At 67.1% G+C, this 25212-nt stretch carries 24 protein-coding genes and 1 pseudogene; 5 read left to right on the forward strand and 20 right to left on the reverse strand.

Going from position 1 to position 25212, the window contains the following annotated elements; translation table 11 throughout:
- The first annotated feature begins 123 nt into the window (after positions 1-123).
- From AC1DXV_RS03985 to AC1DXV_RS04005, 5 genes and pseudogenes are all read left to right on the forward strand, one after another.
- A complete protein-coding gene (locus tag AC1DXV_RS03985) occupies positions 124-822 on the forward strand; it encodes a class I SAM-dependent methyltransferase (RefSeq protein WP_477874352.1) in 699 nt (232 codons plus the stop codon).
- The gene (locus AC1DXV_RS03990; RefSeq protein WP_477932584.1) at positions 819-1295 is read left to right on the forward strand and encodes a PglD-related sugar-binding protein; all 477 of its coding nucleotides are present in this window, start codon (positions 819-821) and stop codon (positions 1293-1295) included. The genes AC1DXV_RS03985 and AC1DXV_RS03990 overlap by 4 nt, the downstream gene beginning before the upstream one ends.
- Before the next feature lie 45 nt (positions 1296-1340).
- Entirely contained in the window at positions 1341-2510 is a 1170-nt protein-coding gene (locus tag AC1DXV_RS03995) for a DegT/DnrJ/EryC1/StrS family aminotransferase (RefSeq protein ID WP_477932586.1), read from the forward strand.
- Positions 2511-2515: 5 nt separating this feature from the next.
- Positions 2516-3100, forward strand: a pseudogene (locus AC1DXV_RS04000) (sugar transferase); the annotation flags it as partial.
- A gap of 78 nt (positions 3101-3178) precedes the next feature.
- A complete protein-coding gene (locus tag AC1DXV_RS04005; RefSeq protein WP_477932615.1) occupies positions 3179-3955 on the forward strand; it encodes a nucleoside-diphosphate sugar epimerase/dehydratase in 777 nt (258 codons plus the stop codon).
- Here the strand turns inward: AC1DXV_RS04005 and AC1DXV_RS04010 are convergent.
- From AC1DXV_RS04010 to AC1DXV_RS04105, 20 genes are all read right to left on the reverse strand, one after another.
- Positions 3943-5847: a polysaccharide biosynthesis protein gene (locus AC1DXV_RS04010; RefSeq protein ID WP_477865953.1), complete on the reverse strand. Its 1905-nt coding sequence runs from the start codon at positions 5845-5847 to the stop codon at positions 3943-3945. The genes AC1DXV_RS04005 and AC1DXV_RS04010 overlap by 13 nt on opposite strands.
- 4 nt (positions 5848-5851) lie before the next feature.
- On the reverse strand, positions 5852-6904 hold the full coding sequence (locus AC1DXV_RS04015) for an MraY family glycosyltransferase (RefSeq protein ID WP_477865952.1): 1053 nt from the start codon (positions 6902-6904) through the stop codon (positions 5852-5854).
- Positions 6901-7881 (reverse strand): NAD-dependent epimerase/dehydratase family protein, encoded by a 981-nt coding sequence (locus AC1DXV_RS04020; protein WP_477865951.1) that lies wholly within the window; start codon positions 7879-7881, stop codon positions 6901-6903. The genes AC1DXV_RS04015 and AC1DXV_RS04020 overlap by 4 nt, the downstream gene beginning before the upstream one ends.
- On the reverse strand, positions 7878-8894 hold the full coding sequence (locus AC1DXV_RS04025) for a WaaS/CpsH family glycosyltransferase (RefSeq protein ID WP_477865950.1): 1017 nt from the start codon (positions 8892-8894) through the stop codon (positions 7878-7880). The genes AC1DXV_RS04020 and AC1DXV_RS04025 overlap by 4 nt, the downstream gene beginning before the upstream one ends.
- A 19-nt stretch (positions 8895-8913) precedes the next feature.
- Positions 8914-9900 (reverse strand): phytanoyl-CoA dioxygenase family protein, encoded by a 987-nt coding sequence (locus AC1DXV_RS04030; RefSeq protein WP_477865949.1) that lies wholly within the window; start codon positions 9898-9900, stop codon positions 8914-8916.
- Entirely contained in the window at positions 9900-10460 is a 561-nt protein-coding gene (locus AC1DXV_RS04035) for a serine O-acetyltransferase (protein WP_477865948.1), read from the reverse strand. Before AC1DXV_RS04035 ends, AC1DXV_RS04030 begins: the two co-directional genes overlap by 1 nt.
- A 3-nt stretch (positions 10461-10463) precedes the next feature.
- Complete coding sequence (locus tag AC1DXV_RS04040) at positions 10464-11591, reverse strand: NAD-dependent epimerase/dehydratase family protein (protein WP_477932588.1); 1128 nt, start codon at positions 11589-11591, stop codon at positions 10464-10466.
- Entirely contained in the window at positions 11588-12826 is a 1239-nt protein-coding gene (locus AC1DXV_RS04045; protein ID WP_477872382.1) for a hypothetical protein, read from the reverse strand. Before AC1DXV_RS04045 ends, AC1DXV_RS04040 begins: the two co-directional genes overlap by 4 nt.
- A gap of 7 nt (positions 12827-12833) precedes the next feature.
- The gene (locus AC1DXV_RS04050) at positions 12834-13916 is read right to left on the reverse strand and encodes a hypothetical protein (RefSeq protein ID WP_477932590.1); all 1083 of its coding nucleotides are present in this window, start codon (positions 13914-13916) and stop codon (positions 12834-12836) included.
- 25 nt (positions 13917-13941) lie between these two features.
- The gene (locus AC1DXV_RS04055) at positions 13942-14718 is read right to left on the reverse strand and encodes a 2OG-Fe(II) oxygenase (RefSeq protein WP_477874467.1); all 777 of its coding nucleotides are present in this window, start codon (positions 14716-14718) and stop codon (positions 13942-13944) included.
- On the reverse strand, positions 14715-15764 hold the full coding sequence (locus AC1DXV_RS04060) for an acyltransferase family protein (RefSeq protein WP_477932592.1): 1050 nt from the start codon (positions 15762-15764) through the stop codon (positions 14715-14717). The genes AC1DXV_RS04055 and AC1DXV_RS04060 overlap by 4 nt, the downstream gene beginning before the upstream one ends.
- Entirely contained in the window at positions 15742-16962 is a 1221-nt protein-coding gene (locus tag AC1DXV_RS04065; protein ID WP_477865219.1) for a hypothetical protein, read from the reverse strand. The genes AC1DXV_RS04060 and AC1DXV_RS04065 overlap by 23 nt, the downstream gene beginning before the upstream one ends.
- 74 nt (positions 16963-17036) lie before the next feature.
- On the reverse strand, positions 17037-17927 hold the full coding sequence (locus AC1DXV_RS04070; protein ID WP_477865220.1) for a phytanoyl-CoA dioxygenase family protein: 891 nt from the start codon (positions 17925-17927) through the stop codon (positions 17037-17039).
- Positions 17924-19342, reverse strand: coding sequence for a hypothetical protein (locus tag AC1DXV_RS04075; protein ID WP_477865221.1), 1419 nt, complete (start codon positions 19340-19342; stop codon positions 17924-17926). The genes AC1DXV_RS04070 and AC1DXV_RS04075 overlap by 4 nt, the downstream gene beginning before the upstream one ends.
- The gene (pseI, locus tag AC1DXV_RS04080) at positions 19339-20394 is read right to left on the reverse strand and encodes a pseudaminic acid synthase (RefSeq protein ID WP_477932594.1); all 1056 of its coding nucleotides are present in this window, start codon (positions 20392-20394) and stop codon (positions 19339-19341) included. The genes AC1DXV_RS04075 and pseI overlap by 4 nt, the downstream gene beginning before the upstream one ends.
- 38 nt (positions 20395-20432) lie before the next feature.
- Positions 20433-20930, reverse strand: coding sequence for a GNAT family N-acetyltransferase (locus AC1DXV_RS04085; protein WP_477865223.1), 498 nt, complete (start codon positions 20928-20930; stop codon positions 20433-20435).
- A gap of 35 nt (positions 20931-20965) precedes the next feature.
- On the reverse strand, positions 20966-22489 hold the full coding sequence (pseG, locus tag AC1DXV_RS04090; protein ID WP_477865224.1) for a UDP-2,4-diacetamido-2,4,6-trideoxy-beta-L-altropyranose hydrolase: 1524 nt from the start codon (positions 22487-22489) through the stop codon (positions 20966-20968).
- Positions 22490-22492: 3 nt separating this feature from the next.
- Positions 22493-23779, reverse strand: a complete 1287-nt coding sequence (locus tag AC1DXV_RS04095; RefSeq protein ID WP_477865225.1) for an aminotransferase class III-fold pyridoxal phosphate-dependent enzyme — start codon at positions 23777-23779, stop codon at positions 22493-22495.
- 3 nt (positions 23780-23782) lie between these two features.
- Positions 23783-24448, reverse strand: coding sequence for a class I SAM-dependent methyltransferase (locus AC1DXV_RS04100; RefSeq protein WP_477865226.1), 666 nt, complete (start codon positions 24446-24448; stop codon positions 23783-23785).
- On the reverse strand, positions 24445-25212 hold the full coding sequence (locus tag AC1DXV_RS04105) for a cytidylyltransferase domain-containing protein (protein WP_477932596.1): 768 nt from the start codon (positions 25210-25212) through the stop codon (positions 24445-24447). The genes AC1DXV_RS04100 and AC1DXV_RS04105 overlap by 4 nt, the downstream gene beginning before the upstream one ends.

Genomic DNA, 25212 nt, shown 5'->3' on the forward strand with positions numbered 1-25212 from the left:
GGTGTCGGCGGGCCGCGCGGCGCGGCGCGCGATGGGCGAGCGCGGGCGGCAGTTCGTCATGGCGAACCACAGCTACCCGGTGCTGGCGCAACGTTTCATCGAGGCGCTGGCGGGGAGGCCTGCATGACCCATGAACCTGACAAGGTCGCGCAGCGCTACGCGCGCCGCCAGGTCGGCGACCGCTACAGCCTGCTGCGGCCCGAGGTGTGGCAGATGGTGCACGAGCGGCAGCGCGCGATGCTGGGGCTGTTCGCGCGGCACGGCATCACCGACCTGTCGGCGCTGCGGCTGCTGGAGGTCGGCTGCGGGCAGGGCGGCAACCTGCTGGAGCTGCTGCGGCTGGGTTTCTCGCCCGAACACCTGAGCGGCATCGAACTGCTGCCCGAGCGAGTGGCGCAGGCACGCCACTGCCTGCCGGCGGCGCTGGCGCTGTACGAAGGGGACGCGCTGCAGGCACCGATCGCTGACGCGTCGCAGGACGTGGTGTTCGTGGCCACGGTATTCTCTTCGCTGCTGGACGACGCGTTCCAGCAGCGGCTGGCCGATGCGATGTGGCGCTGGGTCAAGCCGGGGGGCGCGGTCCTCTGGTATGACTTCACCGTCGACAACCCGCGCAATGCCGACGTTCGCGGCGTTCCTCTGCGGCGCGTGCGGGCATTGTTTCCAGAGGGCCATCTGCTGGCGCGACGCGTCACGCTGGCACCGCCGCTGGCTCGCGCGGTCGCGCCGCTGCACCCCGCGCTCTACACGTTTTTCAATGCCGTTCCGGCGCTGCGGACCCACCTGCTCGCCTGGATCGCCAAGCAAGGCCCTGCGCCATGAACCATTCTGCGCTGCTGGTGATCTTTGGCACGGGCGCGCATGCCCGCAAGGTATTCCATTGCTGGCGGTCCGGCGGAGGCGATGTCTGGACCTTTGCCGACGATGCGCCACATGCCGCAAGTCCGGTTCCCGGGATTCCGGTGATCGCCGGCAGCGATCTCGAGCGACATCCGCCCGGTAATCTCTTCATCGGTGTCGGCCGCGCCGAGGCCCGGCAACGCCTGATGGACCGCTACCAGTCGTGCGGCTGGCAGTTTCCGGCCATCGTGCATCCCCGCGCCTGCGTGGCACCTGATGCAGTCCTGGAACCGGGGGTGCTCGTTGCCGCGGGGGCGGTGGTCGAAAGCGGCTCGCATCTGGGGCGGGGCGTGATCGTCGACGTCGGCGTCGTGATCGATCACGACTGTCGCATTGAAGCGTTCAGTCACCTGCCCCCAGGTCATGTGAGCCTGCCGGGGACCCGCTGGCCCTAAACTGCCGTGCCGCGCCTCTCCACGCCCCTTGCTGAACCGCTTGACATGAAGTCCTCCAGCCCCTTGCCTTTCCTGCCCTTCGCGCTGCCCGAGATCGGGGAGGCGGAGATCGCCGAGGTCGTTGACACGCTGCGCTCGGGCTGGGTGACCACCGGACCGAAGACGAAGCGCTTCGAGGAGGCCTTCCGCGACTTTCTCGGTGACCCCGGCCTGCATGCGATGGCGGTGAATTCGGCGACAGCCGGTCTGCACCTGGCGCTCGAGGCCCTGGGCATCGGCCCGGGCGACGAAGTCATCACCACCACCCACACCTTCACCGCGACGGCCGAGGTCGTGCGCTACCTCGGCGCCGACGTCATCCTCGTCGACCTCGACCCGACCACGATGTGCATCGATGTCGAAGCGGTCGAACGGGCCATCACGCCCAGGACCAAGGCCGTGATCCCAGTCCACTACGGCGGGCTGGCGGCCGACATGCCCGCACTGCTGGCGCTGGCGCGGCGGCACGGGCTCAAGGTGGTGGAGGACGCGGCGCATGCGCTGCCGACGACGTCGGCGGGCCGTTTGGTCGGAACGCTCGACTCCGACCTGACCGTCTTCAGCTTCTACGCCAACAAGACCATCACGACCGGCGAGGGCGGGATGGTGGTGACGCGCGATGCCGCCCTGGCCAAGCGCATCCAGGTGATGCGCCTGCACGGCATGAGCCGCGACGCCTACGACCGCTTCACCGCGAGCGTGCCGAGCTGGTACTACGAGATCGTCGCGCCCGGCTTCAAGTACAACCTGACCGACCTGGCGGCGGCGCTCGGCTTGCAGCAGCTGAAGCGGGCGCATGAATTCCAGCAGCGCCGCGCCGCCATTGCCGAGCACTACAACACGGGCCTCGCCGGCTTGCCGCTGCTGCTGCCCCCGGCGGCGGCTGCCGGTGAAATTCACGCCTGGCACCTCTACGTGGTGCGTCTCACCGATGCGGCGCCGCTGCAGCGCGATACCTTCATCGAGCGCATGTTCGCGGCCGGCATCGGCTGCAGCGTGCACTACATCCCGCTGCACCTGCAACCCTACTGGCGCGACCGCTACGGCCTGCGGCCGGAACAGTTCCCGAGAAGCCAGCACGCCTACGAGCGCCTGGTCAGCCTGCCGATCTATCCGAAGATGACCGGATCGGACACCCAGCGTGTGATCGCGGCGGTGGCCGACGCGCTCGGCTGAGCCCTGTGCTGAAGCGGGGGCTGGACATCGTCGCGGCGGCGCTGGGCCTGCTGCTCCTCTCGCCGCTGCTGCTGCTGGCGGCGGCCTGCATCAAGCTCGACTCGCCCGGCCCAGTGTTCTTCCGCCAGGTGCGGGTGGGTCGGTACGGCCGCCACTTCCGGATCTTCAAGTTCCGGACCATGACGCATGCCGAACATCCCGTCGGGCCGCAGCTGACGGTTGCCGGCGATGCCCGCATCACCCGGACGGGCGGGTTCCTGCGCCAGTACAAGCTGGACGAGCTGCCGCAGCTGATCGACGTGCTGCGCGGCACGATGAGCCTGGTGGGGCCCCGACCCGAGGTGCCGCGCTACGTCGAGCACTACCCGCCCGCCACGCGCGAACGCGTGCTGAGCGTGCGCCCGGGCATCACCGACATGGCCTCGCTGCACTACCGCAACGAGAACGACCTGCTGACGCAGGCGCGCGACCCGGAACGGCAGTACCTGGAGGTGATCCTGCCGTCGAAGCTGCAATATGCGCTGGAGTACGTGGACAACGCCAACGTCGGCCATGACCTGCGCGTGCTGGGGCTCACGCTGAGCACGGTGTTCCTGCCCCCCTTGTCCTCAACGAGGAGATTTCTTCCCATGAACGACAGCAAACTGTGGGTGTGGCTCGATGAAGCGATGTCGACCCTCGATCCCAGGCGCGCCTGGGTGGCCACTGCGGTCGACGCGGTCGTCATCCTGGCGTGCTGGCATGCGACTTATCTGTTCCGGCTGGGCTTCGAGCGCTGGCAGCCCGGGCGGCCCTGGTACGACGACTATGTCTCCTTTGGCGTCGTGCTGGCCTACCTGGCCTGCCTGGGCCTGACAGGTGCGCGCCGCGGCCTGTGGCGATTCTTCGGCTTCGATGACTTCAAGCGGATCCTGGCCGCCTGCATGCTGGCGGGCATGGGCAGCGCCGTGGTCGTGTTGATGGCGCAACTGAGTGCCGTCGCGCGGGCGGTCTTGCTGCTGCATCCGCTGTTCACCGTGGTGGCGCTCAGCTTGGTGCGCATGAGCTATCGGGGGATCGGCGAACACGCGCGGGCGCGCGTGAACGGCGCCGGCACCGAGCAGCGCCGCGCCGTCGTGATGGGGGCGGGGGATGCCGCGCGCCGTCTGATCGCCGGCATCCACCTGCGCGACGGGTGGTACGTCCTCGCGTTGCTCGATGACGATCCGGCCAACCGGGGCCAGCGCATTGCCGGCATCCCCGTCCTCGGTTCGTTGTCGGAAGTGACGCGCCCGCACATCTGCTCGGGCGCCACCCATGTCATCGTGGCCATGCCGGGTGCCACCGAGGGGCAGCGCGAGCATGCCATTGCGCTGGCGAAGCAGACGGGCCTGCCTGTGCTCACCGTGCCCGGCCACAGTGCGCTGCAACCCGCGCCGGATGGCGACGGCGGTCAGCGTGCCTGAAGCGAGGCCGCCGCTTCGCGGTTGACTTCGTCGGCCGAGCGGTACTCGGGCACCAGGTTGCGGACCTGGCGCAGCATGCCGTCGATGTCGTTGCTGTCGCAGGCTACCTTCAGCGATTCGATCATCTTGTCGAGCAGTATCGGATCGATGTAGCGCTCGCGGGCGCACATGATGCGCGGATGCCCGCTCGGGACGACCTCGTTGCCGATGAGCAGCTCCTCGAACAGCTTTTCGCCGGGGCGCAGGCCCACGAACCGGACCTCGATGTCGCCATCGGGCTGGGTCTCGGTGCGTTCGGTCAGGCCCGACAGCCGGATCATCGAGCGGGCCAGGTCGGCGATGCGCACCGGCTCGCCCATGTCGAGCACGAACACCTCGCCGCCGCGCGCCATCGCCCCGGCCTGGATGACCAGCTGCGCGGCCTCGGGGATCAGCATGAAGTAGCGGATGATGTCTGGATGGGTGATGGTGATGGGCCCGCCCGAGCGGATCTGTCGCTTGAACAGCGGCACCACCGAGCCGGACGAGCCCAGCACGTTGCCGAAGCGGACCATCGAGAAGGTCGTGCTGCCGCTGCGGTGGGCCGCGGCCTGGAAGATCAGTTCCGCCGCGCGCTTCGACGCCCCCATTACGTTGGTTGGACGCACGGCCTTGTCAGTCGAGACCAGCACGCAGGTCTCGACGTGCGACGACAGCGCGGCGCGCGACAGCACCTGCGCGCCGACGATGTTGTTGCGCAGGCCCTGCTGGATGTTGCTTTCGACCAGCGGCACGTGCTTGTAGGCGGCCGCGTGGTAGATCGTCTGCACCCCGTGCTCGCGCAGCAGCCGGGACAACAGCGTTTCGTCGAGGACCGAGCCCAGGCACGCGACGATGTCGATCGAAGGATGCAGCTGCCGAAGTTCCTGGTCGATCGAGTAGAGCGCAAATTCGGAATGGTCCAGCAGCAGCAGGCGGCTCGGGTTCTGCGACGCGATCTGGCGGCACAGCTCGCCGCCGATCGAGCCGCCGGCCCCGGTGACCAGCACCACCTTGCCTGAGATGTTGCGGGCGAACAGCGCCGCCTGCGGCGGCACCGGATCGCGCCCGAGCAGGTCGGCGACGTCGACCTCGCGGATGTCAGAGACGTCGGCGCGGCCGTTGACCATGTCGACCAGGCCGGGCAGCAGCTTGATGGGCAGGCCGGCCTTCTCGAGGCTTTCGATGATCTCGCGCTTGCGCTGCATCGTCGCCGACGGGATGGCCAGCACGATCTGCGCGACGTCGTGCCGCTCGATCGCCCGTGCGAGGTCTTCCGGCGCGTAGACCTTCAACCCGGCAACCGTCTTGCGGTGCAGATCGGGCCGGTCGTCCAGAAAGCACACTGCCTTGTACTCGGTGCTGAACTGCATGGCCTGCGCGAGCTGCGCTCCGGCGTCGCCAGCCCCGTAGATCGCGGTGTGCAGGCGCGGCAGCCCGGCCCGCTTCAGGCCCTGGCGCAGCAGCTGGCGCGCGATGAAGCGCGAGGTGATCACGTACGTGAACGCGACGAACCAGTAGATCAGCAGCGACGAACGCGGCAGCACGTGGACGTTCAGCGCGAGCGCCAGCAGGAACACCATCAGCACGACGATCGCGAGCGATCCGCTGGCGGCGGCGACCACGCGCACGTCGATGTAGCGCACCACGGTTCGGTACAGGCCTGCCACGCCGAGCACCGGCAGGGTCAGCAGGCCCAGGATGACTTGGATGTCGAGCGAGGTCTGCAGTGCATTGCCGAGCGAGCCGAGCCGGAACGCCACCGATGCCATCACGCACAGTGGCAGGAACAAGGCGTCGCCGCCGATCATCAGCGCCAGCTTGGCGCGTGGCGGCAGCTGGGACAGGTAATGCCCGAGGGCGGATCGCAACATGGGCTCAGCTCCGGTGCGGGGTTGCGGCGCCATCCTGCGCCGCGGCGTCGCCGGCCTTGAACTTGAAGGCCAGCCAGGCAAGGGGGGCATAGGCGATGACCACGCCGGCTACGCCGTCCAGCCGCCCTTCGGCGACCAGCCAGGCCAGCGGCAGCAACCATGCCAAGTTGATAGCCCCGATCGCCAGCGACACGTTGCGGTGCGACCGCAGGCGGCGTGACGCGTACTGGTAGGCGTGGCTGCGGTGCGCCTGGTAGAAGGGCTGACGCCGGTTGACACGGCGAACCAGCGTCACCGTCGCATCGACCATGAACACGCCGTACAGGATGAACCAGCTCCAGAAGAGGTGCGGCAGGATGTGGCCGCACCACAGCGACAGCAGCCCGACCATGATGCCGAGGAAGCCGCTGCCGGCATCTCCCATGAAGATGCGGGCGGGCGGGTAGTTCCAGACCAGGAAGCCGCCGACGCAGGCTGCGAGCAGGATTGGCACCGGTCCACCGGAACCCGGGGCGTACAGCATCCACAGGACACCTGCGGCCACCATCACGGTGATGGCTTCGATGCTGGCGATGCCGTCGATGCCGTCCATGAAGTTGAACAGGTTGGTCGACCAGACCAAGTAGGCCCCGGCGACGACCAGCCCGGCGATGCCGAGGTCGATGCGGGTACCGAACACCGGCACCGGCGGGATGCCGCCCATCCACGCGAGGATCCAGGCGGCTGCCGCGGCATGCCCGAGGAAGCGCCAGCGGGCCGGCAGGTGCGAGCGGTCGTCGACGAAGCCCAGCACCGACACCAGCGTGCCGGCGCCGACGATCGCCGCGAAGAAGCGCGCGTCGATCATGCCGAGCAGCCAGGCGATGACGGTGAGGGCCAGGAACGACGTCACGATCGCGACGCCGCCGCCGCGTGGCGTGGCCACCTGGTGCGAGCTGCGCTCATTGGGCAGGTCAAGCAGCTGCGACGCCAGCGCATAGCGCCTGACGGCCGCAGTGAGCCCCCAGGCGACCAGGCCGCCGGCCAGCGCGAAACAGAGGAGGATMGTGGCGTTCATGGAGAGGAGGAGTCGCGATGGTTCGTCCGGTGGTGGCGGGCGGCTTCCAGCAGGCCGTCGACGGGGTCTTGCGGGGCCTGCCAGCCGGTCGCCCGCTGGAACTCGCTGCCGTCCACCTGCAGGCTGGCAGCCAGCTTGTTCCAGGTGTCGGCCTTGCCGGCGATGCGGGCGAGCGCAGCGAGCCAGGACACCGGGACGTCGACCACGGCGCGCGACGAACGTCCGCAGCCTCGCACCAGCGTCCGCAGGATCTCGCCGACGTCGGTGTCGCGGGCGTCGCCGACCAGGAAGGTGCGCCGCGATGCCTGCGGGTGTGCGCCCGCCACGAGCAGGGCGTCCACCAGGTTGTCGACGCCGATCAGGGTGCGGGGCGCATGCAACCCGCCCAGCGGCAGCAGCGGAGCGCGCGCGGCCAGGTTCATCAGCTTCAGGAAGTTGCCCGGGCAGCCCGGACCATAGACCAGCGGGGGACGCAGGATGACGTAGTCGGTCGGGCCTTCGGCCAGCGCCTGCGCCACCGATTGCTCGGCCAGCCACTTGCTCTTCGCGTACGGCTCGATCGGGTTCGGCCGGTCGTCGGCGCTGAACGGTCGGCCGCTGGTCGCGTTGCCGTTGACGCCGATCGAGCTGACCAGCACGACACGCTGCAAGCCTGCCGCGCGTGCTGCCTGCGCGACGGCGACGGCGCTGTCGACGTTGGCGGCACGGTAGCGCTCGTCGATGCAGGGTGCCGCGGTGTCTTCGCCGAGTTGGTGCGCACGCGCCGCGAGGTGGAAGACGACCTGCGCACCGGCGAAGGCCGCCTGCAGCGCGCCGGCATCGGCATAGTCGGCCACGCGGATGTCCGCGGCCAGGCCCGGGCGGCGGCTGCCGCGCCGCGACAGCGCGACGACCGGAATGCCGTCGCGCAGCAGGCGGTCGACGAGGCGGGTGCCGATGAAGCCGCTGGCTCCGGTGACGAGGGCGCGGCGGATCATGCGGCCTGCTCCGAGGCGGCTGGCGCCGTGTCGCCGAGCACCTCGTCGACCCATCCAGCGAGGCTGTAGCGGCGGTACAAGGCTTCGCCCACCGGCACGAACGGCGACTCGAAGAAGCCGGCAGGCACGCGTGGTGCCGCACGGTCGATCACGCAGATGTTCTCGGGGCGGTAGAAGTCGTAGTCGCGCACCTGCGCGTTGGTGGTGATGAGCTTCTTGTGCGATCCCATGGTCTCGAAGGTGCGCATGGTCAGCCCGCGCTGGCGCGGGTGCTCGATGTCGAGCACCGACAGCGAGCGCGAGAACACCGACTGCAGCGTGGCCTTGTCCAGCGGGGCGAAGCGGAAGTCGTCGCGCTTCGAGCGGCGCATGGCCGGCTTCGACAGCCGGTAGGCATGGTAGACCCACGGGGCCTGCAGGTAGAGGTACCAGTACGCGTTCAGGCCGGCCGGCAGGGTCTGGCGCAGGCGGTCGATGACGGCGAAACGGTCGGTGTGCGCCGTGCCGACGAAGCTGATGTGGTGTTCGAAGCCGCCGGCCGGCGGGCGCTCGAAGCCGCTCGAGAAGAAGAGCGGCCGCAGGCGCATGCCGTATTGCCGGGCACTGGCCGGATCGAAGCTGAAGGTGTCGTCGTAGAACCGCAGGTTGTCGATGACGCCGCGGCGGTTGTCGACTGAATCCCACATGTACAGCACGCGGCGTGCCGTCGGGAAGCGGCTGCGGAGCAGGCGCAGCGTCACTGGTGACAGCGTCTGCCCGTTGACGACCAGGATCGTGTCGTAGTGGCGCGCACCGAAGCCGGCGAGCAGGCGCTCGTACAGCCGGTCGGCGGCGGGCAGCACGCGGGCCGGGCTCAGGCGCGTCAGTGCCGTCATCAGCGGTGTATCGAAGGGCCGATCGGGCAGCAGGTCGACCTGCGCGCCACGCCGCGAGATCTCGCCGCCGATGTCCTTGTCGTAGCCGAAGAAGCGCGGCGCGACCAGGAGGACGCGCTGGCCGTCGAGGCGCTTCATGCCCCCTCTCCCTGCCTGATCACTTGGTGACCAGCAGCTTGACCGTCAGCCACTTGGCGCGCTGGAACGACTTCGGGAAGCTGGTTTCGAAGAACAGGATGGCGCGGTTGCGCAGCCTGTCGAGCGACTTCGGGTGGTGCACCGACCAGCCTTCGAAATCGGTGTTCTTCAACGGCTTGATGCGCGACTGGAACTGAAGGAAGCGGTGCGAGGACGGGATGAAGTGCGCCGTCAGCGACGAGCGGCTGAAATCGGGCTGCAGCGTCTCCAGGCTGCCGTGGATGGTGCGCGCATGCCAGAACAGCACGTCGCCTTTCTGCAGCGCGGGCGCGCGACATTCGAGCCGATGGTCGCGGATGATCTCGACGATCAGCTTCTTGTAGCGGTCATGGTTGAACGCGACGTCGAAGTCGCCGCCGTTCTTGGCGAGATCGATCAGGTGGCTCTTCGGGTAGACGAAGAAGCGGCCGGCACCGGGCTGGATGTCCTCGACGGCATACCAGGCGGCCACCATGGTGCCGATCTTCTCGCTGTCGAGGTAGTAGGTGTCCTGGTGCGGCCAGGTCTGCGAGTTGCCTTCGAAATACATCGACTGCACGAGCTTCGGGTCTTCGCCGAACAGCGTGCGCAGGAAGGCCTTGACCTGGTCGTTGCAGATGGTCTTGAGAGCCTTCTTGCGGAAGTCGCCGAGCGTCGCGGTGGGAACGTCCTGCACGTTCAGGATCGGGTTCATCACGAACGAGCGGTCGTTGAAGCGGTTCCGCTCGGGGTTGCCGCCGGTCTGGCGGTAGAGGAAATCCGGGTACTTCTTGATCTGGCCCGCGAAGGCCGCGCGGGCTTGGTCGCACAATTCGGCCGGGGCGCCGCCGCGGATGACGACGTAGCCCTGGTCATGGAAGTAGCTCGCGGCCTCGGCCAGCTGGTCGGGCCGGAAGTACGGATTGTCTTCCCCGGCGGAGGCCGGGATGCTGATCTTGTCGCCTGATGGCGTGGAGATGGAAAACATCAGAGTGCTCCTGTACGGATGATCTGGGCCTGCGGGCTGACGGCGAGCGAACCCTGCGGCAGGTTGGTCATGACGATGCTGTTGGCGCCGATGCGGCAGTCGTTTTCGATGGTGATGCCGCCCAGCACCTTGGCGCCGGAGCCGATGAGCACGCGGTCTCCCACGCGCGGGCGACCGTCGTCGGCGTACTCGATGGTCTTGGCGCCGAGGGTGGCCTGGTGGTAGATCACGGCATGGCTGCCGATCGACGTGGCGCCGATGACGGCGCCGTTCGCGTGCGGCATGTAGAAGTAGGGACCGATGTCGCAGCGCGAGCTGATCTCGACGCCGTGCAGGTAGAAGTTGAGCCAGGTCAACAGCTTGGCGCTGCCGTTCCAGTTTTTCTTCTGGCACGCGCTCGACAGCCGGTAGATCGCCACCGGCGCGCAGCGCGGGATCAGGAAATTGCGCCAGAGGTCGCGCTTGCGCGGGATCCTGCCGGCTTGCCCGTTGTAGAAGAAGTAGCGTTCGAGGTCGCTTTGCAGCAACCCCGACAGGCGGGAGGTGTCGATCGGGTCCATGGATCAGCGCGACGCGTTCGTCAGGCCCATCTTCTTCAGTTCGTCGGTGGCGCGGGCCGACTGGTCTTCGTAGACGGGTTGCGTGCGCGCCCAGTCGACGAAACGCTGCAGGCCGTCGCTCAGCGACAGCCGTGGTTCGAAGCCGAGCAGCGCCCGTGCGCGCGACAGGTCGGCGAAGCAATGCCGGATGTCGCCCACCCGGTATTGCCCCGTCACGCGCACCGGCACTGCGAGCCTGGACACCTCGAGCAGCGTGCGGGCCAGCGTGCTCACCGAGGTGGCCACGCCGCTGCCCACGTTGAGCGTGGTGCCGGCCGGCAGCTCGGCCTGCAGCACGCGACACAGCGCCTCGATCACGTCGTCCACGTGGACGAAGTCGCGCGATTCCTCGCCGTCCTCGTAGATGGGGATCTCAAGGTTCTGCCGGGCGCGGTTGAAGAAGATCGAGATGATGCCGGTGTACGGATTGCGCAGCGACTGACCTTCGCCGAAGACGTTCTGGAAGCGCAGGATGGTGCTGCGCACGCCCAGGCTGGCCGCGGCCGAGCTCACCAGCAGTTCCTGCGCGGCCTTGGTGGCGGCGTACACCGAGCCGGGCGAGAACGGTGACGACTCGGGGGTGGCGATTGCGGTCAACAAGCCACCGCCCGAGGCGGTCGGGTTCCATTGGCCGCCGGCCAGCTGGGCCGCGGTGCGGGCCGCGGGCAGCACCCGCTCGCCGGGGCGCGACGCGTCTTCGTAGGCGCCTTCGCCATAGACGCTGCGGCTGGAGGCCAGCACCATCTGGCGCGGCCGCCGGGCGCAGCGTGAGATCGCTTCCAGCACGGCTGCAGTGCCGAGGTCGTTGACGCTCACGTACTGCTGGATCTGGTACATCGACTGCGCGGTGCCTGTCTCGGCGGCCAGGTGGTAGACGGCATCGCTGCCGTCGAACAGGTCGCTGCGGTGGGCGAGCTCGCGCACGTCGGCGCGTACCACGAGCGCGCCGTCGGGCGCGCCGACCTGCGGCAGATCGCCGTGGATCTGCGGCGTGATCGCATCGATCAACGTGACCCCGTGGCCTTCGGCGATGAGCCGCCGCGCCAGTTTCTGGCCAATGAAACCCAACCCACCGGTGATGACGACTTTCAAGAACCCGACTCCCATGCAATGCGACCGATGACTCGGTGGAATGAATACGTGCTGAAGGCTGCCAGCGTGAGTGCCTGTACTGCGGCGCAGGTGTACAAGGTGCTCACCAGGCTCATGGACAGCCAGGATGCCAGTCCTACGACGGCCCCTTGCAGGAGCAGCGAAGTGCCGGAAAAGGCCAGGAGGATGCGGGAAAGGCCCCGCGCCCTCAGAAGATATTCCTGGCAATCGCTGGCAAGGACCGTACTGTAGACGACGACCGCTAGCACCAGCGGCGCCGCATCGGCGTACTTCGCGAGCGACGGCACGAACGAAATGGCCAGGTCCCAGTAGGGCAGCAGCAGCACCGCGGCCAGCGCATAGCCGATGTTCGGCAGTGCGAACCACGCCTGTGTCTGGAGCAGCAGGCGCCACTCGCCCGGTTTCACGCGCGCGAGCGCATGCCCGAACAGTTGCGTGGTCACCGACAGGAACAGTGAGCAGGGGAGCTGGGCGATCAGCGCGAAGAAGAACAAGCCGGTGTCGTGCAGGCCGTACGCGAGCGGCACGAGCAGCCGAAGAAGCGACGAATTGCCGAACTGGACGAGGCGGGCGAGCCAGAGCGTGAGCTGCTCCGTGTCCAGGCGCTTGCGCGGCCAGCGCAGCCGCAGGACGTGGCGGATGCGCAGTTCCCTGGAGTGCAGGAAGAATCCCGTGACGAGCACCGCGGCCGCGAAATCGATCCCGACCACCTGCAGCGGCGCTGCCGGGTGCAGCAGCATCAGCATCAGCACCGAAGGCAGGTTGCGGACCATCATGAAGACCGCCAGCCGACTGTGCGCCCGCTGCATCCGCAGCAGCAGGTCCAGGCAGGCGGTCGCGTACTGCACGACGAAGAGTGGCAACAGCATCCACAGGCGGGGATCCGGCGTGTCGACCAGCAAGGCATACAGCGCCAAGAGCAAGCACACGGCCCCGGCGACGATCGACAACACCAGCAACTCGGTCCGCGAGGAAGCGATCAGTCGCTTGCGCGTGCCGAAAGCAGAGGCCGGCGCCGAGAAGCCTTTGATCATCACGCTCAGGTACGCGGGAAACGGCACCAGCACCAGCAGCAGCGAGGCCAGCGCAACGAGCGATCCGTAGAGGCCGAAGTTGGCCACCGACAGCGAGCTGGCGACGAAGTACTGCTTGAGCAGTCCCGAGGCGACGAACACCCCGTTGGCGGCGAGGCCGGATGCAAAGATGCGCAGCATGGAACGGCTAGCGACGATGCGTCGGCGCGTCGGGCGCCGGGACGGGGCGCGATGGCGAAGGAGCCCACAGATGCCGGAATGAATCAGCCATCGTCAGCTGATGGCGCTCCAGGTGCTGCGCCAGCCATTCGGCGCGCTCAAGCCGCTGTGCCTCGGGCTCGGCCAGGCGCTGTTCCAGCAGGGTGTGCAGCGTGTGCTCGTCCGCGAAGACGAACTCGTCGATCCGCGCGCCGAACACCAGCGCGCTGTCGGCGCACACCACCTGCACCGGCGCGCCGGCATAGCTGATGATTTCGCTGGAACGCGGGTAGAGCGCGGCGTCGCCGGATTTCGAACCGCAATCGAGATTCACGGCCGCTGATTCGTACAGGTCGAGGCGGGCCTGCAGCGAGTACGCCGCCGGTTGCGAAGCGAGGCCGAAGCGTCCCCAGTTCGGGCCGACCAGCTGCAGCCGGTCGCCGAAGGCGAGGCTGACCGATTGGGCGATCCACAGCCGCAGCAGGTTCTTGCAGAGCACGTGGGCCAGCCGCCGCTCGCCGGCCGAGCCGGTGTGGGCGGCCAGCAGGTCGCGGTAGTCCTGCGTCAGGTAGAAGCCGTGGCCGTGCTTGGCGCGCAGGGCCGCGAAGCGCTCCTCCCACCAGTCAGCTCCACCGGGCAGCGAGCTGCTGTTGGTGACGTCGCCGATGAACAGCACCTGCCGGCGTGCCTGGGGGTTTGGCGATCGAAGGTGAAGCTGCGGCGCGAAGCGAAACAACTGCACCGGGTGCTGCGTGTCCTCGAAGAAGCACACGCGCTTCTGCGGGGCCATCTGCAATGCGCGCGGGAATTCATCCGCGTAGTTCCACAGCATGCGCGCGGCATCCGGCCCGAGCAGGCGCGCGAGCCAGGGGTCACCGGCGAACCGGTCGCTGATCACCACGGACACCTCGACACCCATCCAGCGGGCGATGGCGGCCAGCAGCAGGACCGGCCAGGCGAACGGCACCAGCACCAGCACGAAGCGGAAACCCGCGGCGCGCGCGCCGGCGCGCAGCAGCGGCAGGTCGCGGGTCCGGCCGCGCCGGCACGCGAAGATCAGGATCTTCTTCATTTGACCCGTCAAGCCAGCACAACCATCACCGCGCGCGCTTCGAACCCGCCAGCAGGCGAGCGGCTTCCTTGAGCCGCTCGCGCAGCGGCAAGTCTCCGGTGTGGCGCGCCTTGTACGTAGTACCGATCTTGGCCGACGTGGTCTCGTGCGCCGGCCGGCCGTTCGAGTAGTAGTACATCGCAATGCTCTTGCGCGAGTTGCCTTCCGGAAAACCGTGGGGATCGGGCTGGCCGTGAAAGGAGAAGTCGTTGGTGTTGAAGATCACCATGCGGTTGAAGATGGGCGCAACGGGCACCTGGGTCTTCATCTGCGGATCGGCCAGCACCAGTTCGCCGCCCCAGGCGGGCTGCCACTCCCGGTTCAGGAACAGGATGACGTTGATTCGCCTGTCGAGCTCCAGCCTGCGGTGGTAGTTGAAGTCGATGTGCATCTTGAGGAACCCGCCCGGCATCGTTTCATGCAAGCCCCCGCCCATCAGGAATGGATCGCTGACAAGCCCCTTGATGCCGGTCACGTCGCTGAGGAACGATACGAAGTCGCCGCAATTGAGGTACGAGATCATCTCGAACGTGGCTGGCGGAAAGCGGCTCCATTCATCGCACGTGTGCTTGCGCAAGGTCGTCGCTTCGTTGTAGATCGTGTTGTGACGCACGCGGGAGAAGTCTTCGATCACGGAGTCGAGCACGCTCTCCGGGAACACGTTGTCGATCACGACGTGCTGGAAGGGCGTTGCCGCCGAGAACGTCTGAGCCAGCGCCGTGCGCTCACTCGCGGAGGCGAGGGGGGAGAGAAGGGTGATCATGAGATGGGACGGACTCTGGCTGGTTCAATCAATGTTCTTGCGCGATTCCTGAGGGGGCGTTCGAAGTAGTGCTCCAACCCCCAGGCAGAGAAGGTCGCAATGAAAAGGACGATCGCCATGGTGACTGCGGCGCTGGCGTTCGGCAGCAGCTTCGACACCGCAATGAACGCCAGCGGGTGCAGAAGGTAGGTGCCGTAGCTGATGTCGCCGAACCAGTTGCAGACCTTGTGGGTCCATGGCCCGGTCGGCCGGAACTGCGATGCAGCGAAGACAAGCGCGATGGACATGAGAGCCAGCACGACGCCCCTGGGTCCCGTCAGCGTTGCGGTTGCCGTTTCGCCGCTGAGCGAGACGATGGCCGGTGCACAGACCGCGACGAGTGCGAACCGCAGCCACGGTGGCATGCTGCCCCCCACCAGCACGAATCTCCCGATCAGGCAACCCGCGAAGAAGTACGCGACGAAGGCCTGCGGCTGGATGTACGACGCCCAAGCCGACCGGAAATCCGGCGTTCGGGCCAGCGTCAATTCGATGAAGGCGACCTGCAGCGCAAAGAGGACGGCTCCCAGGATCCATCGGGAGCGTGAGAAGGCAAATGCCATCAGCACCGGGAAGGCGAGATAGAAGACGAACTCGATGCCGAGCGACCATCCCCCCAGGACCATCGAGTTGACACCTGGATTGCCCAGACCGAACAGCAGCGACGTCGACAGGAGGCCTTCCCACCAGGCCTGCGAGGTCGGTCCTTCGGCGTGAACCTTGTGGACCAGCATGACGACGCTGGCCAGCAGGAAGAGCGGCATCAGGCGCGCGAAGCGCAACAGGATGAAGGCAGTGAGCGGATACCCCTCATCGAACTTGTCGCGGTATGCGATGGTCAGGCTGGCCCCGCTCAGCACGAAGAAGATGTAGACGCCGAAGAGGCCCCATGTGTGGTGCTCTCCCAGCCCTTTCCACAGCGTGACGTGGTAGAGCAGGACAAGCACGGCGCACGCGCCGCGCAGCAGGTCGAGCCCGACGACTCTAACGGGGGCTGTGCGCTGCATGGGATCCAATGATGGTGCTCACCCGCGGCTTGCGGCGGCATTTCCGCTCCCATGCCGCCAGGGCAAGAATTCCGAAATAGCTCACTGCGTAGGTGTTGAAGATGCCGGTGTAGGGCACCACGAACAGCATGCCGGCAGTCAGGCACCTCAAGGTCAACCCGTACACGGGGCCGGTGCCGAAGCGGATCGCCGTCCTGGCCATCAGCCACATGACCAGCAGGAACGCGACAGGGAACAGGATCCCGAAGTCGATGTAGAGGTCACCCATGAAGCCCCACCACAAGCCCTGATTGGTCAGGGGCGCGTCGGCGCCCGGAGTCAGCGGAAATCCGATGAGTCGCAGAACGGGCGATATCACGAGAAAGAGGGAATGCCTGCCCAGAGCGTATGGGCTTGGGTTGTCCGCGATCAGGCGGATCAGTTCCGCAACGCTTTGCGACAGGTAGATCGACAAGGTGAAGACCGCCACGCCGAGCTGGTCGATTACATGGCTGCCGAGTGGAAGTATCTGGACGCCGAACAGCCGCGCGATGTAGTCGGCCGCGACGGAGTCGTCGCCGAAAGATGCCGTGAATCGCTGGTTGGTCGTGATGACCATGAAGATCGACAGCAGGCCGGCCACGGTCACGATCGGCCACTTCTTCTTCAGCCAGGGATGCGCGACGATGTGTGCAGCAATGGCAAGGCAGATGATGTAGAAGATGAACTGCAGGCGGCTGACGTTCAACTGGAAGTTCTCTGCCAAGGCCAGGCCGATCAGCGCGGCGGCGATCAACTTCTTCCAGCGCGCAGCGCTGGTTCGCGTGTAGGCGACGAAAGCCACCAGGGCGACGAAGAAGAATGAGCGGACCAGGTTGCCGATGCTCGACAGGATCGACGAACTGGAATTGCCTTCGAGCGATGCCTGCACCATCGCCACATAGCGTTCCTGGAGATTCTCGAATGAGCTGTCGCCGAGGATCGAAGCCTGCTCCCTCGCAACCAGCCAGCATCCCACGATTGACAAGATGGAAAAGCACCACACGGCCCGCCAATAAGCCTGCGGTGGGGCCGCGAGCACCGGCGTCGCCAGGCGGCGCCGGTGCTCGCCATGAAGCAGGACGGCATGGCCGGCTGCGATCAGCACCAGCACGCCCGCGATCTGCAAGGCAGAGAGCGCCGTGAACGAAGCTATCGGAAGCGCCAGCAGCACCAGCACCGGTGCCCACCCCCACGCATAGGCGCGGGAGTACAGCGCCCTGCTGTGCATTCCTGATGGTTGCGGCGGCGGTTTCACTGCGATTGAAGGTAGAGCCTGTTGACGTACGGGTCGATCTGCTGATCCGTCGTCGACGGTGGGATCGGCGCATACCGGTACACCGCAATCGGATTGATCGAGTACTGCACTTGCAGCAGCAGCCTGCGGCGCTTGCGCGGCGGCTGCCCCTTATGCAGCCCAAAGGTGTCTTCCAGGAAGGCGTCGCCGGTGCGGCCCTGGATCTTCAGTTGGTCCTCGGGCTTGAACGCCGCCTCGACCTCTGGGTCGGGAATGCGCCGAATCCGCAGGAACCCCGGGTGCCGGTGCGAGCCCCGCACGAAGCAGTGCGGCCCTGCGTCTTCGTCGACGTCGCTCAGGTAGACGAAGAGCTTCACGAAGCGCCATTCATCGACGTCGCGATGATAGTTCTCCGCCTCCTGCGCGCTGCCGTCGGCTGGCAGCGACCACCACACGCTCAGGCTCGAGATGGTCGGCTTGCAACCCAGGTAGGCCGCGGCCGCGGCCAGCAGCTCGGGATGGTTCGCGATCGCGACGATGTCCGGGCTGCGCAGCAGGTGCGCAGTCGCGTACTCGGCCACGTGCACGTTGGCAGGCACGTCATCCACCGTGAAGCCGCTGCGGCCCGGCGCGAAGCGCTCCTTCAGCGGCTGGCCTTCGAGGTGCGCCTTGATGCGTCCGACCGTGTCGGGCGACAGGAACGCCGGTAGGAACGCGACGCCGTCGCGCTGCAGTTCGGCGCGCAGGCGGGCCGTGCGATCAGGGGCTCCCGCCGGCTGCGTGGGCCGCCAGGCCGGCCGCAGCGCGGCGACGCCCGAGGCAAGCACGCGACGCAGCGGCGCCCAGGTGCACACCCGCTGCACCGCAAAGGACCACAGCGACGGCCGCACCAGCAGGTCGAGTCTCATGCGGCTTCCCGGCTCGCGATGGCCGTTTGCTCGGCCGGACGGGCGGGGGCCGCTGGCGCCGTGCGCCGTGCTGCCGCCGTGGCCAGCGCCTGCGCCAGGTCCTGCGGGTTGCAGATCGGCCAGCGCTTGCCGGGGCGCAGCTGGCGCATGGTGCTGCGCAGGCATTGGCGGATGAACTCCAGCCGCTGCTGCGGCGTCGGTTCGACGTGGCCGGCGATCTTCTGCGCGATGCGCTGCGGCCACTGGCCCAGGTCGTCCAGGTCTACGTGCAGTGCATTGGCGTACGGGAACCAATAGCTGGTGTCGCAGAACGACACGATGGCCTTGCCGCGGATGTACGCCTCGACGCCGATGCTGCCGGCCCCCATCAGCACCGTGTCGGCGGCAGCCAGCACATCATTGCTGTACTCGAGCGGCGGCACGCTGATGACCTGCGGCAGGTCACGGATCTGCCGGTAGAAGGCCGTGCTGCGGGCCCCCAGCATGTGCAGGTGCTCCTTCACCACCACGGTGAAATGCGGTGCCAGCGTGCGGCAGATGTCGAGCACCGTGCGCTCGTACTGCAGCGCTCGCCGGTTGCCGATCCAGTAATCGATCGTGGCCTCGGGAAAGTAGCCGAGCGGGAAGTACAGCACCGGCTTGGCCGCGCCCTGGCGGGTCGCTTCCAGCCGAGCACGCCAGTCGCCATGGAAGTCGTTCGGCGACGGGAAGTCGCTCCAGCGGCGGCGCTCCACCACAAAGGGCAGGCAGGCGTAGTGCATATGCAGCGGGTCGCGCTGCAGCCGCGCCCTGGCCGCGAAAACCACCTGCTTCACGCGGTAGCGCAGCATGGCCTTCAGGTGCCGCACCCGCGTGTAGGTGTCCTTCTGCAGGTAGTTCTGCCGGAAGGTGCGGTCGGAGATCTGCCCCTGCACCTCGGTGGTCTCGGCGTCGTCCGGCTCGCGGAAGTTGAACGGCAGTCCGTAGCCGTACTCGGTGACCTGCACCTTGCCCGGGAAGTACGAGTACGCGAAGCCGACGTACACCAGGCCGCGCCGGCGCGCCAGTTCGGCGAGCAGGTGCGTGACGTAGTCGTCGACCATGTGCGACAGCACGGCGACCGGCGCATGCTGGTCGAGCTCTTCGCTCAGCACCGAGGCCATCGCACGCAGCATCCGCAAGGCCTGGTCCGGCGCCAGGTTGCGCAGGAAGCGGCAGCGGTCGATGACTTCCTGTTCGGCGGCGGCATCGAAGCCCGCCGGTTGCGGCGCCTGGCTCAGGCGGGCGTAGAAGCGGGCCCGCGTGTCAGTCGTGCCTTCGCTCTGACCGTCGGTCAGGAAGCGGAACTCGAACCCGTTGCCCAACGCCGCGACGTTCTCGCGGAAGTCGGGGATCAGGTAGGGCCGGCAGAAGACGAAGATGCGGGTGCTGCTCATGCAATCAGATCCCATGTGAGCGGCGTGCCAGGGGCGGCGTCGCGGCCGATCTTCTTGCCCAGCACAATGTCGTAGTACTTCGGCGGCAAACCGAAACCCGGGCGCACGATGCGCACGTTCTCTGCCGTCAGCGTGTCGCCCGCCTTCAACGGCTGGGCGACGTACAGCGTACGACGAAACGCTCGCGATTTTTCCTCGGCCTTGGAGCCGCCATAGCGCACCTCGCCCATGCCCTGCCAGGCCCGCTCGGATTCGATGCGAAGCTGCGCGAATTCGTCGGGCTCGAGCGAGAACGACGAGTCGACCCCACCGTCCGCACGGCGCAATGTGAAGTGCTTTTCGATGACGCTGGCGCCCAGCGCTACCGAAGCCACCGCGACGCCGCAGCCCATCGTGTGATCCGACAGGCCCACTTCGCAGCCGAACGCTTCGCGCATGTTGGGAATGGTGCGGATGTGGGTGTTGTCCGGCGTGGCAGGGTAGGTGCTGGTGCACTTCAGCAGCACAAGCTTGCTGCAGCCGGCGTCGCGCGCCGTCTGCACGGCCTCGTGGATCTCGCCCAGCGTGGCCATGCCGGTCGAGATGATCATCGGCTTGCCGGTGGAGGCCACCTTGCGGATCAACGGCAGATCGGTGTTCTCGAACGAGGCGATCTTGTAGGCCGGCACGCCGAGCGATTCGAGGAAGTCGACCGCGGAGTCGTCGAACGGCGTACTGAAGCAATGCAGCCCGTGTTGCGCCGCGCGGTCCATGATGGGCTTGTGCCAGTCCCAGGGCGTGTGAGCCTCCTTGTACAGGTCGAACAACTGGCGGCCCGCCCACAGGCTGTTGGGATCTTCGATCACGAAGCCGGCCGCCTGCACGTTGAGCGTCATCGTCTCGGCGGTGTATGTCTGCAGCTTGATCGCATCGGCGCCGGCGCGCGCCGCGGCGTCGACGATCTCCAGGGCGCGGCTCAGCGATTGGTTGTGGTTTCCCGACATCTCGGCGATGAGGTACGGGCGGCTGGCGGATCCGATCGGGCGGCCGGCGATGTCGAATGATGTTTGCATGTGAATGCCTTGAGGAGCCTCTGGAGACGGCGAGGCCGTCAGGAGCTGAAGATCGAGAACAACAGGACGTCCTCCGGACGTTGGTCGAGCAGCGCGTGGCCGCGCAGCACGGCCTCCTGCTCGAAGCCTGCGTTGCGGAAGGTGTGGATGCTTGCCGTGTTGGAACGATAGATGCCGGCCACCAGCTTGCGCAGGCGCAGCGAATCGAGCGCGAAGCGGCTCAGCAGCCGCACCGCCTGCGAGCCGTAACCGCGTCCCCAGTTGGCCGGGTCACCGAGCATGATGCCGACGTCGCCCACCAGGTGATTGGGGCTCCAGGCGACCTTGATGTTGCCCACGTGCTGGCCGTTCACCCGTTCGCGAATGCCCAGTAGCAGGATGTTCGGCGATGCCAGGCAGTGCTCGACGTAGCTGAGCAGCTCGTCGACCTGCGGTGTCGCGAACCGGACCTCCAGATACTGGGTCACGTCGCTGTTCGACAGCCAGCTGAGGTACGGGGCGGACACGTCGGATTGCCGCAGCTGGAACAGCTCCACGGTGGAACCTTGGAGAGCAGCAATGAAATCGTCGCTTACGACCATGACCGAACTTTCGGTTGGGGCTGGTACGGCATTTCGCTGCCGCGGAACTGCTTTGAAAACGCCGTTCCCTCGCCCGTATAGTGCGCAGAGAGGAAAAGGCGACGCGACGCCGCGTTGTGCTCCCGCACATCGGCATCGATGGCGAAGGGGCCCTGCACCAGGTGCCCGAGCGCCTGTTCGCCGGCACCCAGCAGGCCGGCCCCGAGACCCAGGCCGTGCAGCGCGGGGTCGAGGTAGAGCGACACCTTGAAGCGGCCGGGCCCCGTGCGGTCGAAGCGGATCGAGCCCACCGGGATGCGACCGACGAAGCCGATCCACAACGAGCGGTCGGGGTCGGCCAGTACGCCGTCGAGCCAGCGGCAGTGGCTGTCGTAGGCGATCTCGCGGCTGTCGTGCGAGGCGCGGCGTGTGCTCGGGTCGCTGCGCCAGGCGTACAGGCGCGACGCGTCTTCGGCGGTGGCGGGTCGCACTGCAAGCATCGGTGCCAGCATGTGCAGCGCGACGCGCTGCGCGCCGCGGCCGTCGACCAGCGTCATCGACTGGCGCGCGAGCGACAGGCGCCGCGCCGGATCGTCGGCCAGCACGGCGACCGCGCGGCCGAGCGTGGCAGGTTGCAGATCGGGCGCCAGCGCGACGGCGCCGATGTCCGCCAACTGCGGCAGCACCATGCGCTGGTTCTCGGCGCAGACCAGGCCGAGCGTCGGCGCACCGATGCAGCAGCGCTCCCACATCGCACCGCCGCCGGCACCGATCTGCAGGTCATGGTGTGCGAAGAAGGTGGCCAGATCGGGCAGGTCAAGCGTCAGCGTGGTCTGCGGCCAGCGGCCGCACGCCTGCATCAACGCCGGCAGATTCGGGTTGGCGCGGGTGCTGACGACTTCGATCGGTCCGGTGAAGCCAGCCACCTCGCGGCAGGCCTGCAGCGCGGCAACCGAGACGTTGTCCGGGTCGGTTCCGCCCAGGAAGATGCCGATGCTGCGCACCTGCTCGTTGAAAGGCTGGCGTTCGGCTCGTGCGTATTGCGGTCCGAGCAGCGCGAAGCGCGGGCCACCGAGCACGGCCGTGCCGACATCGATGCGGCCGGAATACTTGCCGCGGTGATCTGCCGACAGGTTGTGATCGATCAGCAATGTCGCGGCGAGCGGCCGGTCGGCCAGATCGTCGATCACGGCCACACGGGTCGTGAGCACGTGTGCCACGTGCTGGTGCCATGCTTCATCGAGCGCATAGTGGTCGACGATCACCCAGTCGACTGCGGCAGTCGTTCGCAGCGCGGCGAGCGTCTCGGCGGCGTCCTGCAGCGGCGGAACGACCTCGGGCCCGCCCTGATCGCCGAGCAGGTGCAGCGTGAACGGCGTCGCCTCGAGCTGCGCGGCCACGTCGACGCCGAGGCGCCGGCTGACGAACACCAGCTCCGCGCCGGCTTCGTGCAGCGCGTGTGCGAGCGACAGGCAGCGTCTGATGTGCCCGAGCCCGAGGCGCGGCGAAGCATCGACGCGTATGCAGATCCGCATGTGTCAGCGCAGCTTGAACAGCGGCACCAGCGGTTCGCAGCGCAGCAGGGAGCGCAACCGGCCCTGGTCGAGCGCATGGCCGATCATCGGCAGCACCTCGCCATAGGCCAAGACCAGCGCCGCGATGTCGGCCTCGCTGTGCGCGTAGTTCACGTTGTGCGTGCCGACCGTCAGGAATCCGCGCTGGTGCATCTCCTGCATCAGCAGCGTCTTGATCTCGAAGACGCTGTGGCCACGGGCCTCCTTCAGATTGAGAAACGTCCAGGACGGGTGGCCGCTGAGCGAGAACACATCGTCCAGCCGATGGGTCTTGATCACCTCGCCCGCGCCGGCGAGGATTGCGTTCCCGCGTGCGGCCAGCGTCTCGGCCACCGGTTCGCGCTTCAGCTTCAGCAGCGTGGCCTTGGCGGCCGCCAGCGACAGCGTTTCTCCGCCGAACGTGAACGAGAAGAAGATTTCTTCCATGAGCTTCATCACGTCGCGCCGGCCGGCCACAGCCGACACGGGGTAGCCGTTGGCGAGCCCTTTGCCGAAGGTGGCGAGGTCGGGCGTGACGCCGAAGAATGCCTGTGCACCTCCGTTCGCATAGCGGAAGCCGGTGATGGTTTCGTCGAAGACCAGCAGCGCGCCATGTTCGTGAGCCAGGGCCTTCACGCCTTCGAGAAATCCTGGCTGCGGATGGGCGACGTTCATCGGCTCGAGAATCACCGCTGCAAAGCCACCGGGCTGCTGCGCCAGCACCTTGCGCAGGGATTCGAGGTCGTTGTAGGCGAAGGTGTGCGTGAGCGCGCGGGTTGCCTCCGGCACGCCGCGGTTGCGGGCCGTACTGCCGATGTACCAATCCTGCCAGCCGTGATAGCCGCACACGGCGACATGGTCGCGGCCGGTGAATGCGCGCGCGACGCGGATCGCCCCCGAAGTGGCATCGGAGCCGTTCTTGCCGAAGCGGACCATCTCGGCGCAGGGAACCATCTCGCAGATGAGTTCGGCGACCTCGGCTTCCAGCGGATGCGGCAGCGAGAAGATCACGCCCGAGTCGAGCTGGGTGCGCACCGCATTCGTGACATCAGGATCCTGGTAGCCGAGCGTGATGGACGCGAGGCTGCTGACGAAGTCGATGTATTCGTTGCCGTCGACATCCCAGACGCGGGAGCCCTTCGCATGCGTGATGAAGTAGGGCGAGACGCCGTGCGGGTACTGCGTGCGGCTCTTGCTGAAGGTCTGGCTGCCCAGCGGAATGGTTTTCTCTGCACGCGCCAGCGCGGCCTCGGATTTCGTGAAGCTTTTCATCGGTCAGTCCTTGCGATAAGCATGTTCGGCGTCCTTGCGCAGGATGGACAGGCCCAGCCGTTCTTGCGGGTCTGCCACCCAGCCGTCGCCGCCATGCGACAGGCTGAATTTCTCGACGAGACGGTAGTCGGGGTTGGCGAGCAACAGACGCGAGTAGTCCATCTTGTACGACCACAACCCCGGTCGGTGGTGATAGGGGCGCTTGCATGGTACGTCGGGGTCGAAGTCGAGGATCGCCAGCGTGCCGCCGTCGGCCAGCACGCGATCGGCTTCGGCGATGCTGCGAAACAGCAGTGACCGGTCGACAAGGTACAGGCAGAAGCCGAACCAGACCATGTTGAAGTGCGCGTCCGGCCATGGCAGCCGATCCGAGGTGCCGCACTGAAGATCGACGTCAGGCAGGCGCTGAAGCCCGGCCCGAACGGCTTGCATGGAGGGATCGATGCCGTGAGCCAGTACCGGGACGAGGCGTCGCAGTTCCTCGAGATTCACGCCCTCCCCGCATCCGATCTCCAGCACGCGATCGTTCGGGCGGACGTGTGCTGCGATGCGCTTGGCGAGCTCGATCCGCCAGGGGGAGGCCACTTCGAGGCTGGCTCTGTTGCGGGTGAACCAAGCATCGGCTTCTCCGCCTTCGAGGAATGCCTGTTTCTGGATCGGAGTGGTCATGGCGTCCCCATCTTGTCAGCCAACAGGCTCTTCACGAGCCCTTCATTGCGACCGTGCTGATTGATCGCCAGCAGGCGCGGATGAGCTTCCAGCACGCGATAGAAATCGAATCGGTCGCCACGAGAGGGGTCGTCGATGCCAGCCGTGGCCAGCAGCGAGCTCACGAACTTCAGGTCGTCTTCGTAGTCAATCGTCCACCGCAGGTGCGACATGTCGCCGAGGCCGCGGACGTTGGCCGAGCGGAATCGGTCGCCGTGGTTTCGAAGGAAGGGCGTGACGTGCTCCCGGTCGGATCCCAGGCGGGCTTCCCGGTGCGCCGCGTCCAGGGCGTCGAAGGTGAAGGCCTCCACATCCAATCCGTCCGGGAACGTGGGCGGAGCCACATTCGACGCGTAGGACAAGCCGGCTTCTGCCACCAGTCGTTCGAGCACGGAGTCCACGAGCTCGGGGTCCATCAGCGGGCAGTCTCCGGTGAGGCGCACCACGATGTCGGCCCCGCCTGCGACTGCGGCGCCATGGAAGCGCGAGAGGACGTCGTCGAGGCTGCCTCGGTGGCAAGCGTGGCCATGCTCACGGACACAGGCGGCGAGGGCGTCGTCGGATGCATCGTCGCTGGTGGCGAYGACGACCTGGTCGACGCGCTTGACGCGGCTCACGCGTGCCAGCATGAAGGCGATCATCGGCATTCCGCACAACGGGCGCAGGACCTTGCCGGGGAATCTCGAACTTGACGTTCGAGCCTGGATGATGGCGACGGTCTTCAT

It is taken from the genome of Rhizobacter sp. P3_C12 (genome assembly GCF_056402735.1).

Excerpts from the sequence above, each read along its gene's own strand:
- AC1DXV_RS04075 (WP_477865221.1), bottom strand. The coding sequence starts at position 19,342 with ATGAGCAGCACCCGCATCTTCGTCTTCTGCCGGCCCTACCTGATCCCC.
- AC1DXV_RS04030 (WP_477865949.1), bottom strand. The coding sequence starts at position 9,900 with ATGTTTTCCATCTCCACGCCATCAGGCGACAAGATCAGCATCCCGGCC.
- pseI (WP_477932594.1), bottom strand. The coding sequence starts at position 20,394 with ATGCAAACATCATTCGACATCGCCGGCCGCCCGATCGGATCCGCCAGC.
- AC1DXV_RS04070 (WP_477865220.1), bottom strand. The coding sequence starts at position 17,927 with ATGAGACTCGACCTGCTGGTGCGGCCGTCGCTGTGGTCCTTTGCGGTG.
- AC1DXV_RS04035 (WP_477865948.1), bottom strand. The coding sequence starts at position 10,460 with ATGGACCCGATCGACACCTCCCGCCTGTCGGGGTTGCTGCAAAGCGAC.
- AC1DXV_RS04055 (WP_477874467.1), bottom strand. The coding sequence starts at position 14,718 with ATGATCACCCTTCTCTCCCCCCTCGCCTCCGCGAGTGAGCGCACGGCG.
- AC1DXV_RS04100 (WP_477865226.1), bottom strand. The coding sequence starts at position 24,448 with ATGACCACTCCGATCCAGAAACAGGCATTCCTCGAAGGCGGAGAAGCC.
- AC1DXV_RS03990 (WP_477932584.1), top strand. The coding sequence starts at position 819 with ATGAACCATTCTGCGCTGCTGGTGATCTTTGGCACGGGCGCGCATGCC.
- pseG (WP_477865224.1), bottom strand. The coding sequence starts at position 22,489 with ATGCGGATCTGCATACGCGTCGATGCTTCGCCGCGCCTCGGGCTCGGG.
- AC1DXV_RS04025 (WP_477865950.1), bottom strand. The coding sequence starts at position 8,894 with ATGAAGCGCCTCGACGGCCAGCGCGTCCTCCTGGTCGCGCCGCGCTTC.
- AC1DXV_RS03985 (WP_477874352.1), top strand. The coding sequence starts at position 124 with ATGACCCATGAACCTGACAAGGTCGCGCAGCGCTACGCGCGCCGCCAG.
- AC1DXV_RS03995 (WP_477932586.1), top strand. The coding sequence starts at position 1,341 with ATGAAGTCCTCCAGCCCCTTGCCTTTCCTGCCCTTCGCGCTGCCCGAG.
- AC1DXV_RS04050 (WP_477932590.1), bottom strand. The coding sequence starts at position 13,916 with ATGAAGAAGATCCTGATCTTCGCGTGCCGGCGCGGCCGGACCCGCGAC.
- AC1DXV_RS04005 (WP_477932615.1), top strand. The coding sequence starts at position 3,179 with ATGTCGACCCTCGATCCCAGGCGCGCCTGGGTGGCCACTGCGGTCGAC.
- AC1DXV_RS04020 (WP_477865951.1), bottom strand. The coding sequence starts at position 7,881 with ATGATCCGCCGCGCCCTCGTCACCGGAGCCAGCGGCTTCATCGGCACC.
- AC1DXV_RS04060 (WP_477932592.1), bottom strand. The coding sequence starts at position 15,764 with ATGCAGCGCACAGCCCCCGTTAGAGTCGTCGGGCTCGACCTGCTGCGC.
- AC1DXV_RS04095 (WP_477865225.1), bottom strand. The coding sequence starts at position 23,779 with ATGAAAAGCTTCACGAAATCCGAGGCCGCGCTGGCGCGTGCAGAGAAA.
- AC1DXV_RS04045 (WP_477872382.1), bottom strand. The coding sequence starts at position 12,826 with ATGCTGCGCATCTTTGCATCCGGCCTCGCCGCCAACGGGGTGTTCGTC.
- AC1DXV_RS04010 (WP_477865953.1), bottom strand. The coding sequence starts at position 5,847 with ATGTTGCGATCCGCCCTCGGGCATTACCTGTCCCAGCTGCCGCCACGC.